12 protein-coding genes are annotated in these 13,843 nt (G+C 63.2%); 6 read left to right on the top strand and 6 right to left on the bottom strand.

The genetic code is table 11. From position 1 onward, the window contains the following. Positions 1-60: 60 nt before the first annotated feature. Positions 61-1,287, top strand: a complete 1,227-nt coding sequence (locus F8A90_RS12390; protein WP_200017340.1) for a LysR family transcriptional regulator — start codon at positions 61-63, stop codon at positions 1,285-1,287. 146 nt (positions 1,288-1,433) lie between these two features. Here F8A90_RS12390 and F8A90_RS12385 read toward each other — a convergent pair whose 3' ends face one another. The 3 genes from F8A90_RS12385 to phhA form a co-directional block, all read right to left on the bottom strand. Further along, the gene (locus tag F8A90_RS12385; RefSeq protein WP_166018731.1) at positions 1,434-2,627 is read right to left on the bottom strand and encodes an amino acid aminotransferase; all 1,194 of its coding nucleotides are present in this window, start codon (positions 2,625-2,627) and stop codon (positions 1,434-1,436) included. A 1-nt stretch (position 2,628) separates the two neighbouring features. After that, positions 2,629-2,967 (bottom strand): 4a-hydroxytetrahydrobiopterin dehydratase, encoded by a 339-nt coding sequence (locus tag F8A90_RS12380; protein ID WP_054555480.1) that lies wholly within the window; start codon positions 2,965-2,967, stop codon positions 2,629-2,631. A gap of 67 nt (positions 2,968-3,034) precedes the next feature. Further along, positions 3,035-3,910: a phenylalanine 4-monooxygenase gene (gene phhA, locus F8A90_RS12375; protein WP_200017339.1), complete on the bottom strand. Its 876-nt coding sequence runs from the start codon at positions 3,908-3,910 to the stop codon at positions 3,035-3,037. A 424-nt stretch (positions 3,911-4,334) separates the two neighbouring features. Between phhA and F8A90_RS12370 the strand changes: the two genes are divergently transcribed. Together F8A90_RS12370 and F8A90_RS12365 are read left to right on the top strand one after the other, a co-directional pair. Beyond that, positions 4,335-5,888, top strand: coding sequence for a sigma-54-dependent transcriptional regulator (locus F8A90_RS12370; RefSeq protein ID WP_043331281.1), 1,554 nt, complete (start codon positions 4,335-4,337; stop codon positions 5,886-5,888). 348 nt (positions 5,889-6,236) lie between these two features. Then, complete coding sequence (locus F8A90_RS12365; protein WP_200017338.1) at positions 6,237-6,758, top strand: MarR family winged helix-turn-helix transcriptional regulator; 522 nt, start codon at positions 6,237-6,239, stop codon at positions 6,756-6,758. Positions 6,759-6,765: 7 nt separating this feature from the next. Here the strand turns inward: F8A90_RS12365 and cfa are convergent, their stop codons facing one another. Both cfa and F8A90_RS12355 read right to left on the bottom strand, forming a co-directional pair. Next, entirely contained in the window at positions 6,766-7,944 is a 1,179-nt protein-coding gene (gene cfa / locus F8A90_RS12360; protein WP_200017337.1) for a cyclopropane fatty acyl phospholipid synthase, read from the bottom strand. A gap of 543 nt (positions 7,945-8,487) precedes the next feature. Further along, positions 8,488-8,865 carry a hypothetical protein gene (locus tag F8A90_RS12355; RefSeq protein WP_175088637.1) on the bottom strand — a complete coding sequence of 126 codons (378 nt, stop codon included), beginning with the start codon at positions 8,863-8,865 and terminating at the stop codon, positions 8,488-8,490. A gap of 430 nt (positions 8,866-9,295) precedes the next feature. Here F8A90_RS12355 and fdhA point away from each other — a divergent pair, with 430 nt between their 5' ends. After that, positions 9,296-10,504 (top strand): formaldehyde dehydrogenase, glutathione-independent, encoded by a 1,209-nt coding sequence (gene fdhA / locus F8A90_RS12350; RefSeq protein WP_200017336.1) that lies wholly within the window; start codon positions 9,296-9,298, stop codon positions 10,502-10,504. A gap of 232 nt (positions 10,505-10,736) precedes the next feature. After that, a complete protein-coding gene (gene argE, locus F8A90_RS12345; RefSeq protein ID WP_325096919.1) occupies positions 10,737-11,975 on the top strand; it encodes an acetylornithine deacetylase in 1,239 nt (412 codons plus the stop codon). Between the two features lie 82 nt (positions 11,976-12,057). Here the strand turns inward: argE and F8A90_RS12340 are convergent, their stop codons facing one another. Then, entirely contained in the window at positions 12,058-12,996 is a 939-nt protein-coding gene (locus F8A90_RS12340; protein WP_200017335.1) for a LysR family transcriptional regulator ArgP, read from the bottom strand. Between the two features lie 135 nt (positions 12,997-13,131). Here F8A90_RS12340 and F8A90_RS12335 point away from each other — a divergent pair, with 135 nt between their 5' ends. Further along, positions 13,132-13,737, top strand: coding sequence for a LysE/ArgO family amino acid transporter (locus tag F8A90_RS12335; RefSeq protein ID WP_200017334.1), 606 nt, complete (start codon positions 13,132-13,134; stop codon positions 13,735-13,737). Positions 13,738-13,843 lie beyond the last annotated feature (106 nt).

Genomic DNA, 13,843 nt, shown 5'->3' with positions numbered 1-13,843 from the left:
AGCCGGCGTCCAGCGCTGACTCTCGGAGCATCGCGGGCGAACCCTTCAAGGAGCAACACCATGGCGCAGTCAGATACAGGCACCCGTGAACCCGGCATACGGCTGCGTCAGCTGGAAATGCTGTGGGCGGTAATCGAGTGTGGCTCGATGAAAGGCGGTGCCGCGCAACTGGGCATCAGTGTGCCGGTAGTCTCACGGGGCTTGGCACAACTAGAGCAGACACTGGGCTATTCGTTGTTTCTGCGCGAGGGCGGCAAGTTGGTGCCGACCCCGGAAGCCGAGCGTCTGACGCCCTCACTCGCCCGGATGTTCAGTGCCCAATCCGAGCTCAGGCGACTGGCCTTCGGGCCGGGCAGCGGCAAGCGCCCGCGTCTCGTGCTGGCGGTCACACCGGGTCTGGAGGCCTTCAGTGCCGGTTGGCTGACGCGCATCGCGGCCAGTGAAGCCTTGAGTGAGTGGCTGCCGAGTCTGGAAGTGCTCGAGGTGTCACAGCATGATCTCGCCATCCGCGAGGGCCGGGTCGCGATGGCGGTGAGCCTGGAAGCACCGCCGGAGCCACAGGGCGGCAAGCGTGCCAAGACAGCGGCGGCACGCGCCCGCGAGCTCAAGGCCAGCCTGCGACAGCGTGCGCGCGAGGAGACGACACTCATCGAAGGCGATGACGACGAGGCAAGGTCTGCCGCCAAGTCTGCCATGCCCGAGCTGGGGGATACGCCGGAGCTGCCGTTTGACGTCGAGGAGGATGCGCACAATGTCGACGGGGCCGCTTCCCGAAAAGGGACAAGTGAAGAGGCCAGTGACGAGGTGCAAGCCGAGGTACCGCCCGCGCTGAAGCTGCCCTTGATGCTGCTGTGGCCCTCGCGCTGGCCGCTGCTGGACAAGCCGCTGACCCTTGCGCGCCTCAATGAGCGGCCCTTCGTGGACCTGCCCGAAACCAGCAGTCAGGGACGCTTGATTCGGGGGCTGCTGAAGCGTGAGCGCGTGACGCCGACGAGTCTGCTGGAAGTTGCCACGTCGGCCAGTGCCGGGCGTCTGGCGCGCTCGGGCAGTGCCGCCACCATCATTGATGCGCTGTCGGCGCTGCAGGTGCTCGAGGACGCCAGAGGCGACCTGATCGGCCTGCCGCTCTCGATGCGCAGCGAGCGCTATCTGGAGCTCAAGTGGAAGATGTCGACGGCCGAGGAAGGAGAGTCGCTGTACGCGGTGCAGGCCCTGCTGGTCAGCCTGCTCGAGGAGGAGGTGGCGGCGAGTCTTGCCCGTCTGCCGCAGGCGGACGAGGAAGGCTGATCGGCATGATGGCGCAGGTAACTGGCTGAAGCCTTGCCTCAGACTGGAGAGCAGATCAGAGAACAGGTCAGACAACCGACCATTCAAGAAAAACCCCGCCAATTGGCGGGGTTTTTCTTGTCTTTCACGACAGCGCTCGCTCGGGCTTAGCCCTTGACGACGGTCGCGATGGCCTTGGCCACATAGGGCAGGTTCTCGGTGGAGAAGCCTGCCACGTTGGCACGGCCGGAGCGCACCATGTAGATGCCGAACTCGTCACGTAGGCGATCGACCTGTTCCGGCGAAAGGCCAGTGTAGGAGAACATGCCACGCTGTTCGGCGATGAAGGCGAACTGCTCATCCAGACCATACGGCTTGAGCGCCTCGACGAAATCACGACGCAGGCCGTTGATGCGCTCACGCATCTCGGTCAGCTCGCTTTGCCACTCGCCGCGCAGGGTGTCGTCCTCGAGGATGTCGATGACCACTGCACCGCCATGGGCCGGCGGGTTGGAGTAGTTCTCGCGCGCGGTGATCGCGGCCTGGGTGCGCACGTCCAGCATGCTCTCCTCGTCCTTGGCGATCAGGATCAGGCAGCCGGTGCGCTCGCAGTAGATGCCGAAGTTCTTGGAGCAGGAGCTGGTGATGATGGCTTCATCGACATTCTCGGCCAGCAGGCGCACGCCGTAGGCGTCTTCTTCCAGACCGTCACCGAAGCCCTGATAGGCGAAGTCGATCAGCGGCAGCAGCTTGCGTGCCTGAACGACTTCCAGTACCTGGTCCCACTGCTCGCGGCTCAGATCGAAACCGGTCGGATTGTGGCAGCAGGCGTGCAGCAGTACCACGTCACCTTCCGGAATCGTCTTGAGCGTCGCCAGCATGCCGTCGAAGTCGAGGCGGTTGTTCTCGTCGACATACGGGTAGTTATGACGCGTGATGCCGGCGGCGTCGAAGATGCCCAGGTGGTTCGGCCAGGTCGGGGTGGACAGCCAGATATCACGGCCCTTGAGGTTGCTGGCGATGAAGTCCGCCGCCAGACGCAGGGCACCGGTGCCACCGGGCGCCTGGGTGGCGCTGGCGCGATTGGCGGCCAGTACCGGCGACTCGGCACCCAGCACCATCGGCAGCACGACCTTGCCGAAGCGCGGGTCACCGTGGGAGCCGATGTAGGTCTTGGTGACTTCATTCTCGACCAAGCGGCTCTCGGCTTGCTTGACCGCACGCATGACCGGCGTATTGCCGTTGGCATCGCGATAGACGCCCACGCCGAGGTCGACCTTCTGCGGGTTGGTGTCCTTGTTGAAGGCTTCGATCAGGCCGAGGATGGCATCCCCGGGTACACGCGCAATCTGCTCGAACATCTTATTTCGCTACCTCGTCGGTTCTGGCGGCCATGATGAAATCGTTCTTGTGCAGACCCTTCATCTCGTGGGACCACCAGGTCACGGTGACCTTGCCCCACTCGGTGAGAAGTGCCGGGTGGTGCCCGACTTCCTCGGCAATCTCGCCTACGCGATTGGTGAATGCCAGTGCCTGCTTGAAGTTGCGGAACGTGAAGCACCGTTCCAGTTGCATGATGCCATCGCGATTGAGCAACTGCCACTCGGGAATCGCGGTCTTGAGCGTCTCGATGTCGCTATCGCTGACCTTGGGCGCATCGAAGCTGCAGGCTTCACAGGACTGTCTGGCGAGTTCTGTCATGTCACTATCTCCGGCTTGAGGAAAGAGGGTGGGACGCGTGATAAGGAGCGCAAGGCCGCCGGTGCGATCAGCGTGGCGCGAAGCGCGGCGTCTTGAGGCCGAGTGCCATCGCCTCGTGCACCAGCGCCATGATGTCGCGGCTGGCGAGTTCATGCAGATCGTCCAGTGACTCAAGGACATAGTAGAGCGGCTGCAGGATGTCGATGCGATACGGGGTGCGCAGTGCCTCGACGGCATCGAAGGGCAGATGCGCGGGATGTTCGAGACTGTCTGCAAGCTCGCCCAGGGCATAGCGGGTCTCGCGCGGCGAGGAGATGATGCCGCCGCCGTAGAGGCGCAGGGCGCGACTGCCATCGGGTTGAGTCTCGCGCAGCATGCCGAATTCCACCGTCATCCAGTAGAGGCGGGCCAGATAGACGCGCTCTTCCTTGCTGGCGGCGAGACCGAGGCGTCCGTAGGTGGCGGTGAACTCGGCGAAGGCGGGGTGAGTGAGCATCGGGCAGTGACCGAAGATCTCGTGGAAGATGTCCGGTTCCTGCAGATAGTCGAGTTCTTCCGGGGAGCGGATGAAGGTGGCGACCGGGAAGCGCCGCTCGGCGAGCAGCTCGAAGAAGCGCGTAAAGGGGATCAAGGCCGGCACGCGAGCGGTTCGCCAACCGGTGGCGGCCTCCAGGACCCGATCGATCTCGCCAAGCTGGGGGATACGGTCCTCTGGCAGGGCAAGGCGCTCGAGCCCTTGTAGATACTCGCGACAAACACGCCCCTCGACCAGTGCCATCTGGCGCGACATTAAGGTCTGCCAGGTGGCGTTCTCCTGATCGCTGTAATGGATCCGGCCTCGGGCATCCGGCTCATGGGCAACGTAGCGGGTACCCTTGGCTTGTGAGCCGGGCTGAGCTTCCTGGGATGTCTGTGGCCAATGACGACCCTGCGGTGCGTTCATGCAACCTCCCCAACCAGATGGCGGCGCTGCCGAGCAGGCTGCCGTGTTGTCATTATGGCGTACATGCCAGTCCTTGCATGTCGATGACAACGCTAGGCCCTGTCGGGTGGCGTTGACCAGTGGTCAGGCGTGGCTTCGCATAGCAGATAACGCTGCGTTGGTGCGTGTCTTGTCACATAATTGTGACACTGGAGCGGTAATCGGGCGCACCCTGTGCCATTCGGGCGTTCATGCACCTCTGCATTACTGTCTTTTGTAAGGAATACTTTACGACGTTTTTGATAACGCTTACGTTAACGTCATTCAGCTGTCCGTCGCCAAGCCCTCCGTCACTCGAGTGGCGACGCCAGGCCGGCGACACCATTTCGACAACAATTCCAGTGACAATGCCAACAAGAATTCCAACGACAATGCCGAGAACGCCATGCGCCTCAAACTGACCTGCCAGAATCGAATCGGGATTCTGCGCGACATCCTGGCTCCCTTTGCCGATTACGGCCTCAACGTGCTGCGCGGGGAGGTCGGCGGGGAGGCCAACAACTCCATCTATCTGCATGTGCCCAACATGCTGCGCATGCAGCTCTCGACCCTGAAGCCGACCCTCGAGGAGATTCCCGGGGTCTTCAAGGTCAGTCGCGTCAGCCTGATGCCCACCGAGCGACGCCATCTGGAGCTCAATGCACTGCTGTCATCGCTGTCAGACCCGGTGATGTCCATCGACATGGATGGGCGCGTGGTGGCGGCCAATCGCGCGGCGGGCAAGTTGCTCGGAGTGCGTATCGATGAGGTGCCGGGACTGGCGCTGACGCGTCATGTCCAGGATGTCGATCTGCCGGAGCTGATCCGGCGCAACAATGCCCGCGTCAATGGCCTGCGCCTGCGGGTGGGAGAAGAGACCTTCCTCGCCGATATCGCGCCACTGCACACCGAGAACGAGGATGTCGCCTCGCTGGCGGGCGCCGTGGTCACCCTGCATCGTGCAGACCGTCTTGGCTCGCGTATCTACCAGATCCAGCGCACCGAGGTGCGCGGTTTCGAGGCCATCTTCCAGGCGAGCCGTCAGCTGTCGGCGGTGGTCAAGGAGGCTCGCCGCATGGCGCCGCTGGATGCGCCGCTCCTGATCGAAGGCGAGACCGGCACCGGCAAGGAGCTGCTGGCGCGGGCCTGTCACCTGGCCAGCCCCCGCGGCCAGGCCCCCTTCATGGCGCTCAATTGCGCGGGGCTGCCAGAGTCGATGGCCGAGACGGAGTTGTTCGGTTATGCCCCGGGCGCCTTCGAGGGCGCGCGGCCGGAGGGCAAGCTGGGCCTGCTGGAGCTGACCAGTGGCGGCACCATCTTCCTCGATGAGGTCGGCGAGATGAGTCCGCGCATGCAGGTCAAGCTGCTGCGCTTTTTGCAGGACGGCGGTTTCCGCCGTGTCGGCAGCGATGAGGAGACCTTCCTCGATGTGCGCGTGATCTGCGCTACCCAACAGGACCTGCCGGCACTGTGCAGCGAAGGGCGCTTCCGCCATGACCTCTTCCATCGCCTCAATGTGCTGTGCGTGCAGATTCCGCCACTCAGGGAGTGTCTGGATGGACTCGAGGAGCTGGCACGGCATTTTCTCGAGCGGGCAGTGCGCCAGATCGGCGCTCGCGTACGGGATATCTCGCCCGAGGCCATGGCGCGTCTACAGGGCTATCACTGGCCGGGCAACGTGCGTCAGCTGGAGAACGTGCTGTTCCAGGCCGTCTCGCTGTGCGATGGCGAGGTGATCGAGGCGCAGCATCTGCGTCTGACCGGCGAGGCGCGTGATGAGGGTCTCGACAATATCGACCTCACCGGCAGCTTGGGTGATATCCATGACGAGGTCGAACGGCGCATCCTGGCGCATCTCTACCCCGAGTATCCGTCCAGTCGATTGCTGGCCAAGCGCCTGGGGGTCTCGCATACCACCATCGCCAACAAGCTCAAGCGTCACGGCATCGCACAGGAATGACCCGCGGTGCAGGTGATGGTGGGAGAGAACAGACAACAGGGCGAGAGGAAAGCAGCAAAGCAGGAAATAGGTGAAAGAGAAGGAGAAAGAGAAGGAAGGGTAAAAGACAGGCAAGAAGACAGGATCGGAGAGGCGCTTGAATGCGTGTCTGGATATCGTAACTGGTGAATTGTTTTGCTCGCTAATAAAGGGTATGATTCTTATATTGTTAGCAAGCTAACATAGGTGGCGTCTGATATCGGCGGCAAGCGCCGCCCTGACACCGTACCAATCAAGGCTCTCGTGGGTCTCTCGCTCAGTACTGATGAGGGGGAGTGTCATGGGAGCTTTCATGTCGAGAGACGCTATATGAACGCACATTCTCCGGGGACGGATTCGACTCAGGAAATCCCGTTTCACGAGCAGATCAAGCCATCGCTGGGCGGCCAGGTCGGTCGGGTCCATCGTCTATGGCGCACCGCCATTACCAGCGCGGTGCGCAGCCTGGACATGACGGAATCGCGTTGGACGGTCATGGTCCATCTGGAAAAGCTCGGCGAGGGCTGTACCCAACAGATGCTGGCCAGTGAGCTGGGCATCGAGATGCCGTCGCTGACGCGCACCCTCAACCAGCTCGAGGCTCAGCAGCTGATCGCACGCGTGCCGCACGAGACCGACAAGCGAGCGCGTTGCCTATGGTTCACCGAGCAAGGTCGCCAATGCCTGACCCTGTTGACGGAGCGCATCGAACGAGTACGGGCCGAGCTGTACGTCGGCTTCGATGACGAAGTGCTCAATGCCTTCGCCCGAGCTCTTCTCCAGTTCGAAGACAATGCCAGTGCCAGCATCGCGCGCTCCCAGGCCGAATATCAGCGCAGTCGTCAGGGATGACATCCGATCAACGTGGCGCGTCGTAGCGCCCTGCGGTGCCATGGGTGAATACCACCTGCCACAACTGCAGCTGGCGGGCGCGGAAGGCGCCCGCGCAGGCACCGAGATAGTATTCGAACATGCGCTTGTCACGCGGTGAGTAGGTATCGGCCAGCTCATGCCAGTGCTGGTCGAGATTGGCGCGCCACGCCATCAATGTCGGGTCATAGTCGGCGCCGAAGTTGTGCCAGTCCTCCATCACCAGATGTGCTTCGCTGGCGCGTACCAGCTGACTGGCGCTGGGCAGTACGCCATTGGGGAAGATATAGCGATTGACCCAGGGGTCGGCCGAGATATCACTCTGGTTGGAGCCGATGGTATGCAACACGAAGCGTCCGCCGGGGCGCAGCAGGTGCGCGGCATGGGCAAAATAGGTGGCGTAGTTCTTGTGGCCGACGTGTTCGAACATGCCAATCGAGGCGATGGCATCAAAGCTGCCCACCGTGCGCCTGAAGTCAGGGTCGCGATAGTCCTTGAGCAGGATTTCCACCGGTAGCCCTGCGCAATGCTCGCGCGCCAGCGCGGCCTGCTCGGCGGAGATGGTGATACCGACGACCTCCACGCCGTAATGGCGCGCGGCGTAGGCGGCCAGGCTCCCCCAGCCACAGCCGATATCCAGCAGGCGCATGCCGGGCGTTAGCCCCAGCTTGCGGCACACCAGATCCAGCTTGGCCCGTTGCGCCTTGTCCAGGTTCTCCGCGCTGATCGGCAGGTCTTTCCAGTAGCCGCAGCTGTAGCACAGGGTGTCATCCAGCATGCGCGTGAAGAGGTCATTGCCGAAGTCATAATGCACCTTGCCGACCACGCCGGCGCGGCGGCGACTCTGCAGATTGATCACTCCGGCCTGCAGTCGATAGGCGATACGCTCGCTGGTGGTGTGGGCGCGGCTGCCCAGGCCATGCCGCAGCAGGCGACAGATCATCTCGTCGATCTGCTCGCAGTCCCACCAGCCTTCCATGTAAGCCTCGCCCAGTCCCAGGCTGCCTTGCTGCAGCACCCGCCGGAACAGGTCCGGATGGCGGACGCGAATGTCCCAGGGGTCAGGTCCGTTGAGCCTGACGCCGGAACCTGCCAGCAGATGTTCGACGGTGCGTCGATGACGGGTGTCGGGGAGTGCAACGGGGGCCAGGCGTTGTTCGATACTCATGGAAAAGCCTCCTTGACGGCGCGCGGGCGCAGAGAGTCCTGATGGGTTCGTCATGGCGTATGGCAGTGATCGACAGTCCTCGGGCGATAGGGCTGTCGAACGTCTCGCATGGCAATGCGCGAGCTTTATTCAGTGAGATGCATGCTGCGCGATTCATGTCGCGAGCCCCATGCAACAAGGTTCATGCATGTTCAGTGTCCGAGTCGCCGCAGGTGTGCCAGTCCGGCGGCGGGTGCTCACTCTTCACCAATCTCATATGTCGATCAGGGGCGGCGCTGGGACAGCTTTCATCTCAGCATAGTCAAGAGTCGTCTAATGGGGCGGTGCAATTGACTGATTTCTGGGGCAACCCAAGGTTGCGGTCTCGAAACTCAGGCTCCGCAGTGTCGGTTTTCCCGTGCCATCCTCGGGTGTCGGAACGCAAGAAAGCCGCCCCTGGGGGCGGCTTTCTGACGGATGCTGTGCATTCATTTCGCCGTCGTTACGGCTTTCGCTTTCGCGTTCGATCGCGCTGTCAGGTCACGCTACCTGACGGGGAACGCCTCAGCGGCAGCGTACGGTCCAGACGACCTTGTAGCCTTCGCCTTCATGGGTGGCGGCAGCCATTTCGGTGTCTTCATTGACGGTACCGCCTTCCAGCTGGTCATTGCCATCGGCAGCCTTGGCGGTGGCGTCGTGCGGGCCGAAGACGCGCGAGTCGAGCACATCGTACTTGTCGCGGTCCTGCTCTTCACACACCTCGAGTGCGCGCTCCTTGACCTGTGCGATGGCATCATCGCGGTCTTCATCGACGGCGCTGACTTCGTAGCGCGTGTCCTGCTTCTCTATCACGCTGGTGTTGCCGCAACCGGCAATGAAGGCGGAACCGACGATGGCCAGGGTCATGCAGGAATTGCGCAGGGCATTGGATGTCAGGGTCATGATCTCTCCTTGAAGTGTCTTTCAGAGCTGTCTTCCCGAGCCGTCATGAAAACGGGCTCGGGTCGCAATTTCTGTCGTCAAGATGACGCTGACATCAGTACTGGGGGGTATGGGCGCGCGCTTCAAGTGTCGAGATGCATCGACGCTGACTGTCGCCTGCCGCCAACAGCAGAGGCGCGAGGCACTGGCGAGCGGGCTGCGGGATAGCCGAAGTGACACTTTGGTCGTGAACTGTCTCATTCAGGTATGTCGATGCCTCATCTGGACAGCCTACCTGTGACAACTGGCCTAGTCTGCAGAAGCCCTTGCGGTTGGACGCCACCGACCGCGGGCTGGTGGCCGGTGCAGGAAAAGTGACGGGCGGCGCAAGCCAGCTTGTCTGCCTGACGCCGGCCACGTGCCAAACCCCCATGCCAGTCAGGAGCACGTCATGTCAGCCAATGCCAATCGCGGAGTTGTCTACCAGGGAGCGGGGAAGGTGAGTGTCGAATCACTGAACTATCCGACCCTGGCGCTGGGAAATCGCAAGTGTGAACACGGGGTCATCCTCAAGGTCGTCTCGACCAATATCTGCGGCAGTGATCAGCACATGGTGCGAGGCCGCACCACGGCGCCGCAGGGCCTGGTACTGGGCCACGAGATCACCGGTCTGGTCGTCGAGGCCGGGCGCGATGTGGAATTCATCAAGGTGGGTGACATCGTCTCGGTCCCCTTCAACATTGCCTGCGGCCGCTGCCGCAACTGCAAGGAAGGCAAGACGGGCATCTGTCTGAACGTCAATCCGGCGCGTCCCGGCGCGGCCTACGGCTATGTCGACATGGGCGGCTGGACTGGTGGTCAGACGGATTACGTCATGGTGCCCTATGCCGACTTCAACCTGCTCAAGTTCCCGGATGCCGACCAGGCGATGGAGAAGATCCGTGATCTGACGCTGCTGTCCGATATCTTCCCCACCGGTTTCCACGGCTGTGTGACCGCGGGGGTAGGACCGGGCTCCACGGTGTATATCGCGGGCGCCGGGCCGGTCGGGCTGGCGGCGGCCGTCTCCGCTCAGCTGCTGGGTGCGGCCTGTGTCATCGTCGGTGACATGATCCCCGAGCGCTTGCAGCAGGCCGAGAGCTTCGGCTGCGAGACCATCGATCTGCGTCAGGAAGGCTCGATGGAGGACAAGGTCGAGGTGATTCTCGGCGAGCGCGAAGTGGATTGCTTCGTCGACTGCGTCGGCTTCGAGGCGCATGGCTGTGGGTGTGACCATGGCCGTGAGCAACCGGCCACGGTGCTCAACTCGGCAATGGCGCTGACGCGTGCCGGCGGCCAGATCGGAATCCCCGGCCTCTATGTCACCGAAGACCCGGGCGCCGAGGATGAGGCCGCCAAGGTCGGGGCGCTGTCGATGCGCTTCGGGCTGGGCTGGGCCAAGTCCCACTCGCTGCACACGGGCCAGTGCCCGGTGATGAAGTATCACCGCCCGCTGATGCAGGCGATCCTGTTCGGGCGCGTCAATATCGCCGATGCGGTCAATGTGCAGGTCATCAGTCTGGAAGAAGCGCCGCAGGGCTATGCGGATTTCGATGGCGGCGCTGCCAAGAAATTCGTCATCGATCCTCACGCCATGGTGCGCAACGGCCGTGCCGCCTGATGCCATCACGGCCTGAATCCCGCCCGTAGCGGAGTTCTGTCACCACAGACGACGCTGCCACGCCCTTTCAGCGGGTGTGGCAGCGTCGTCTTTTTTGAAGCGTGCCTGCCAGGCGGATGTTGCAGCCAGGCCCTTGTTGTCGAAGAGGCGCTGCGCTATACCGGTGAGCATATGAGGCCAGCGCGCTGCGTGTGGTGCTCTCCGCTCTGACTGTATCTGCACAGGAATGCCCATGTCCGCTTCAGCGTCCCCCATCGCCAGTACCGCCAGCCTGATGCCACAGCACGCCGATTTTTCCGACTGGCCCAACAGCCGCGACTGGCTGGCGCACCTGGTCAGCTTCAATACCGTGTCACGCGAGTCGAATCTGGCGTTGATCCATTGCCTGCGTGATGCCCTGGAAGTGGTCGGCGTCAGTGCCGAGGTCATCCACAACGATGGTGGCGACAAGGCCAATCTGCTGGCGGTGATCGGGCCGGAAATCGAGGGGGGTGTGGTGCTCTCCGGGCACACCGATGTGGTGCCGGTGGAGGGGCAGGCCTGGGATAGCGATCCCTTCACGCTGCGTGAGGCCGAGGGTCGCCTCTATGGGCGCGGTTCTTCTGACATGAAGGGGTTCATCGCCTGCTGCATGGCGGCGGTGCCGGCGCTGGTGGATGCCCAGCGCGCGGGCACGCTCAAGAAGCCGGTGATTCTTGCCTTTTCCTATGACGAGGAGATCGGCTGTCTGGGGGCGCCGCGCATGATCGCGCGCCTGCGTGACCGCCTGCCGCGTCCGGCGGCGGTGCTGGTGGGCGAGCCGACCATGATGGCGATCGTCGATGCCCACAAGGGCATTACCGATCTGCGCACCACGGTGACCGGCAAGCCGTCGCATTCCAGCCTGGTCTATCAGGGGGTGAGCGCCATCCATCTGGCGGCGCGCATGGTGACCTTCATCGAGGACCGCATGCAGGCGCGCATCGACTGCGGCCATCTGGACGAACGCTTCGATGTGCCCCACGCCAGTCTGCATGTCGGGCGTATCGAGGGCGGCACGGCGGTCAACATCACCGCCGGGGAGTGCATCTTCGACTGGGAGCTGCGCCATCTGCCGGGCGAGGATGTCGAGGCGATGCTGGCGGAGATCGATGCCCACGCCGAGCGTCTGGTCGCCCCTTATCGAGAGCGGGCACCTGAAGTGGCGATCCGCAGTGAACGCACGGTGGAAACGGTGCCTTCATTGGGGCATGGCGATCGGGATCCGGCCATTCGCCTCTGCCAGCGCCTGCTGGGCGATCAGCGGGCCAGCGAGGCCGTGGCGTACACCACGGAGGCGGGCCAGTTCCAGAGCGAAGGCTGGCCGACCGTGGTCTGCGGGCCAGGCTCCATCGGGGTCGCGCATCAGGCCAACGAGTACATCGAACTCAGCCAGCTGGCGGCCTGCGATCGTTTCCTGGCCCAGCTGGTGCGTGAGCAGCAGGGCGGTTGAGGCTCCTGTGTTGAGCCTTTTGTTCTGAGCCTCCTGCGCTGAGCCTCTTTTGCTGGGCCTGATGCCCGGATGAAGCGTGCGCTTACAGCATGCCGGGGCGGGGCGTCTCCTGCTCCGGCATCGGGCGCAATGCCGTGGCACATTCCCGCAACAGATGGTCGGTGAGCTTGTCCAGCGTGCTGCCACCGTGGCGCCAGTGATGCCAGTAAAGCGGCACATCGAGGGCATGGTTCGGCGCGATATCCACCAGCTCACCACTGGCCAGCAGATGCGCCGCCTGCTGTTCGGGAATCATGCCGTAGCCCATGCCGCTCAAGGCCAGGCGCACGAAACCTTCCGACGACGGGCAGAGGTGGTGGGGGAAGGGTTCATCGAAGCCCATGGTCGACAACAGCCGGTGTTGCAGGCGGTCATCACGGCCATAGACGATGGCAGGCATGCGACGCAGGGTCTCGGCCGCCAGTATGGGCGGGATGGCGCGGCCCTTCTTCGTGATATGGCGTTGCACGAAGTCCGGGCTGGCCAGCGCCCGATAGCGCATGCTGCCCAGCGGGTGTGAGCGCGCACCCTGCACCGGGCGCGGTGTGGCACAGATGCAGCCTGCGACTTCTCCATCGCGCATGCGCCTGAGCGCCACTTCCTGATCTTCCACCAGCATGTCCAGCAACAGCTCGCGCTCGCGACAGAAACTGCCGGTGACGGTCGGCCACCAGGTGGCCAGTGAATCGGCATTGATGGCGATACGCAGCCGCTGTTCGCTCTCGCCGAGGGCGGGAATCTGGTCGAGAAGGTCATGCTCCAACAGGCGCACCTGCTGGACATGATTGAGCAGGCGCCGCCCGAGCGGCGTCGGCCCCAGGCGCGGTGTACGCACCAGTACCGGCTGCCCCAGCCGTGCCTCCAGCAGCTTGATGCGCTGCGAGACCGCTGACTGCGTCAGCCCCAGAGCTCGCGCCCCACGTTCAAAGCCCGCCTGATCGATGACGGCCGCCAGTGCCTCCAGCAGTTTATAGTCCAGCATCAGTATTCCTTATGATCCATTCCTTGAATCAATTTCCTTGATGGATTCATCCTAGCGTACTCTGCCTGCCTCAGCACTGACAGTCGTGGCATGCGTCGTCAGTCACGGCAACGACACGACGAAAGGACAGGCGATATGTGGTGGTCATTCTTCAATGGGGCAGGGGTAGGCGCAGGCTTGATCATCGCCATCGGGGCGCAGAATGCCTTCGTGTTGGGGCAGGGGCTCAAGCGCGAGCATCAATGGTGGGTGGCGGGGCTCTGCGCGCTGTGTGATGGCGTGCTGATCATCGCCGGCGTGCTCGGGCTTGGCGCGCTCATGCAGCAATCGCCGCTGTTGATGAGCTTTGCCCGCTGGGGCGGCGTGGCGTTTCTGCTCTGGCAGGCATTCAAGGCGTTGGGGCGCATGCGCACTGGTGGTCAGCTGACGGCAAGCAATGCCCTCAAGGCCAGTCTCGGCAAGGTGCTGGCGGCGACATTGGCCGTCACGCTGCTCAATCCCCAGGTCTATCTGGATACGCTGGTGATGCTGGGCGCGATCGGCGCTCAGCAGCCGTCCCCTGAAAGCTTCATCGTCGGGGCGAGCCTGGCCTCCATCGGCTGGTTCTTCGGCCTGGTGGCATGTGCCGGCTGGCTGGCGCCACGTCTGACCAGCCCGCGTGCCTGGCAGGTCATCGAGGCCTTCATCGCCACGATTCTGCTGTGGGTGGCCTGGCAGCTGGGCAGCGGTGCCTGGCTCTAGCGGCCAACGCAAGACGGGCATGCGGCAGTCGCAGGCGCGACGCGCCGATAGATGTAAAGAAAGCATGACGCAGTGTCAGGCGCTCGCGGCAGTGAGAGCGCCCCGG

Source organism: Cobetia sp. cqz5-12 (genome assembly GCF_016495405.1).
Taxonomy (GTDB): Bacteria; Pseudomonadota; Gammaproteobacteria; order Pseudomonadales; family Halomonadaceae; genus Cobetia.
Note: the sequence above shows the minus strand (reverse complement) of the source record. Positions and strands in the feature narration are given on the sequence as shown.